The sequence below is a fragment of the Massilia atriviolacea genome, from assembly GCF_003953935.1.
In the GTDB taxonomy this organism is placed as follows: Bacteria; Pseudomonadota; Gammaproteobacteria; order Burkholderiales; family Burkholderiaceae_D; genus Telluria_A; species Telluria_A atriviolacea.
On the sequence record NZ_RXLQ01000049.1, the window covers coordinates 1 to 2,968 of the forward strand.

Sequence of the window (2,968 nt, forward strand, 5' to 3'; positions counted from 1 at the left end):
AACCTGTTGAACCAAACGTTCGCGCCAACCCGGCCCAACGAAGCCTGGGTGACCGATATAACGTATGTCATGACTGATGAAGGCTGGCTGTACCTGGCTGGAGTCAAAGACGTTTTTACCTGCGAGTTGGTGGGCTATGCGATGGGCTCACGCATGACGCAGGACCTGACGGCGCAGGCCTTGTGGCGGGCGGTACGCAGCAAGCGACCGGCGCCTGGCTTGATCCATCACTCCGATCGCGGCACTCAGTATTGCGCCAACGATTACCGCAAGCTGGTCGAGCAGTTCGGCATGCAGGCATCCATGNAGTATATCGAGATCTTCTACAACCGCCAGCGACGCCACTCGCGTCTTGGCTACGTATCGCCAGCTTCATTCGCCGAAAACTTTAGGAAAGAGGCGCTGGCTGCTTGAAACGGACGTGTCCACTATTGACAGTACACCTCATTGAGTACTTCCCACCGCAGGCCCGTACTTATAAGACGGCCATTTATAAAATTGAGCTTGACTGGTGCCTGCATGCCAACGACGCGCCAGTGAACGAGTTTAGTTTCGGGGTCGGGTTTCTGGCTGGGATTGACACTGTCATAGGCGGCTTGCAAAGTGTCATATTTAATGTCGCTAAAAGCCGTAAAGTAGTAGCTGGGCTCAACCCTGGACGGCTTGGCCAACGCCGGTTGGTTCAGCCCCGCGAGCCCGCATACTAGCGCGATGGCGAACACCTTGATATTTCGAATCATTAAAATTGCCTTTAGAATTGACGGGAAACGGATGCGATGCGCCTGGACCGAGGCCGAAGAGACAGAAATGCATGCGCGCGGATGATTGTCAAGCATTGCCGCGAGGGGTTTGCTGCTGCGAAAACGCAGTTTACACTAGGAAATTAACTAAAGACTATCTAATTGTCACCACAACTTGCGGTGGAGACAGTCATGTCGACTGCCGCTGTCGCCAGCCAGATCGCATCGTTCGACCCTCGTCAGAGAGTTCGAGCAAATTTGGCCAGCCGGCTGGCCGGCACGTCGCTCGGCAATATCAACCTCCACCCGCGCTCGCTACGCAGACTAAATACGGTCTCTGCTGGAGGAGCGGAGGGCGCCACGCGTACGGGCCAGAGGGCCGGCGCTCGCCGCCTGCCCAATAATCAGGTGCCCGGCAAGCTGGTCCCAGGAGATAGCAACGCCCTTGGTTTTGACGACAAATAGGATAACGGTTTACAAGGGGTACGGCAAGTCGTCGAATGTAAACAGGATTTTCAGACCGTCGACGCTGGCTTGAGACTTGTGTATAACGGGGTGGGTGTGACCCAGTGTCGCCATATCCACAGCTATCGGAGTTCATCAATCATTTTTCGTATAGTTGGTTCCCAATTTCCTTTAGCGGCGTCCGTCTTGAACTCTAATAAATCCAGTAGGCTCTGATCCTTCGAGAAATTATAGTGTTCCATTCGCTTCAACTGTACGAAAACTGCTGCAATGTCGCGGATCGTAAGTGCATCTGTTGTCCACGTTAATTTCTCTCGGAAGAATGGCACGATTTGACTTCCTTGTTCTGCCATTGTCCGCGCAAGATATAGTGCGGGCGGAAGCATTACTTGATTGCCAAATATATATAAACAATATTGCTCTTCTAACGGATATTTTTGAGATTCTCCTCTTGCTCAGAAACACTAGAGTAAAAATATTGGTATTTAGCTTCTTCCGAAAGCTGTGCCTCCTTACTGTAATGGGTTACGGTACAAACCAACAGCGAGAATACTATTTGTAACAATCGCATCTTTTACTCCGCTCATTCTGTCCGTTAGTTAGCGAATTAAGAATTATTGCAGCATAATCTTATGCCTTAATCTCATACTTATCGTTTTCATATCCATTTGGTCTATTCAATCCATAACTAACAAAATTCATCCCCACGGCGTATTGGCCAACGTGAATTAGTTCATGTGCAAGTAAGGAAAATTCGCCCGCAGTCGTGAAGTTAATTTTAGGATCGCGAAAGTAAGTATTCTTACAGCCCCGAATTGGGGGAACTCAAGTCCCCGCCAAAAAAACATTGAACTATTTGTCCGGCTTGAGTAAATAAAGCGTACCAAGAATAATCGTCGGGCCGCGGAGGCAAAATCACGTCTAATTTTTTAGACATGGCCAGCAGTGCCTGTGCAGAAACGTCGCCGCTGTAATTATCTAGCGGAATATAGATGGACAACGACTGTCCATCATCTTGTTCCTCAAAACGAATCGATTCTCGAACAAACGAATGATCTTCGAGGACTGTAAGCACTTTTTCTTTTAAGGCTTCAGAAAATATTTCAATTGACAATTAGTATCCTAATCAAAAATTATAGGCAGCCACTGTCTTTCGCTTCTTGAATTAGGCGCTGCAACCCAATCTCCAACCCCACTATTTGGTCCACATGTCCTTCAAAAGTTCCACCTTTCCCAGGATTGGACCCATTTTTATAGAAGTTGTTATAAAGCCCGCCCTTATCTTCGTACAGTTGCTTCCGTTTGCTCCTAAGTTTCCCTTCTACATCCTGAATTTTGTTAAGCAGGGCTTCGCATTTTTTTGATGGTCACTTTTACATACTTTATCAACAGCATCATAAATGGTTATCCCTAGTGGCTCTCCCACCAATTTTTCATAAGTGAAGTTGAAAGATAAGCCAACAATCACGCCACCAGCAAACGCACCTCCAACTGCGCCCGTACTAGCCACGCTCACGCCGCCCGCTGGTACGAGAGTTGCAATTGCAGGAGGTAATCCCGGGGCAACTAGAAGCCCTTTTGGATCGACATTGCTAACTGGGTTACCGTAGCTATACCCGTAAGTATTAATGCCCCCGCCAAGCCCGATGCGATCGCTCTGCACATACCGCCCCGTCTGCGGTGTCAGCAGCGGTTGTAAACTGACACAGGCAGCGATTGAAAACTGATACATCAATTTGAGAAGATGGCCGCTTTGCGGAGCG

The 2,968-nt window shown here is 48.9% G+C and carries 4 protein-coding genes; 1 reads left to right on the plus strand and 3 read right to left on the minus strand.

Features of this window, described 5'->3' with window-relative positions; all coding sequences use genetic code 11:
* On the plus strand, window positions 1-414 hold a 414-nt coding region (locus tag EJB06_RS31410), incomplete at its 5' end, for a DDE-type integrase/transposase/recombinase (RefSeq protein WP_164558102.1).
* Between the two features lie 14 nt (window positions 415-428).
* Here EJB06_RS31410 and EJB06_RS31415 read toward each other — a convergent pair.
* From EJB06_RS31415 to EJB06_RS31425, 3 genes are all read right to left on the minus strand, one after another.
* Entirely contained in the window at window positions 429-740 is a 312-nt protein-coding gene (locus EJB06_RS31415) for a hypothetical protein (protein WP_126077954.1), read from the minus strand.
* A gap of 1,267 nt (window positions 741-2,007) precedes the next feature.
* Complete coding sequence (locus EJB06_RS31420; protein ID WP_126077955.1) at window positions 2,008-2,319, minus strand: hypothetical protein; 312 nt, start codon at window positions 2,317-2,319, stop codon at window positions 2,008-2,010.
* Between the two features lie 207 nt (window positions 2,320-2,526).
* Window positions 2,527-2,968, minus strand: a 442-nt coding sequence (locus tag EJB06_RS31425) for an RHS repeat-associated core domain-containing protein (protein WP_307720496.1), incomplete at its 5' end; no start/stop codon positions are given.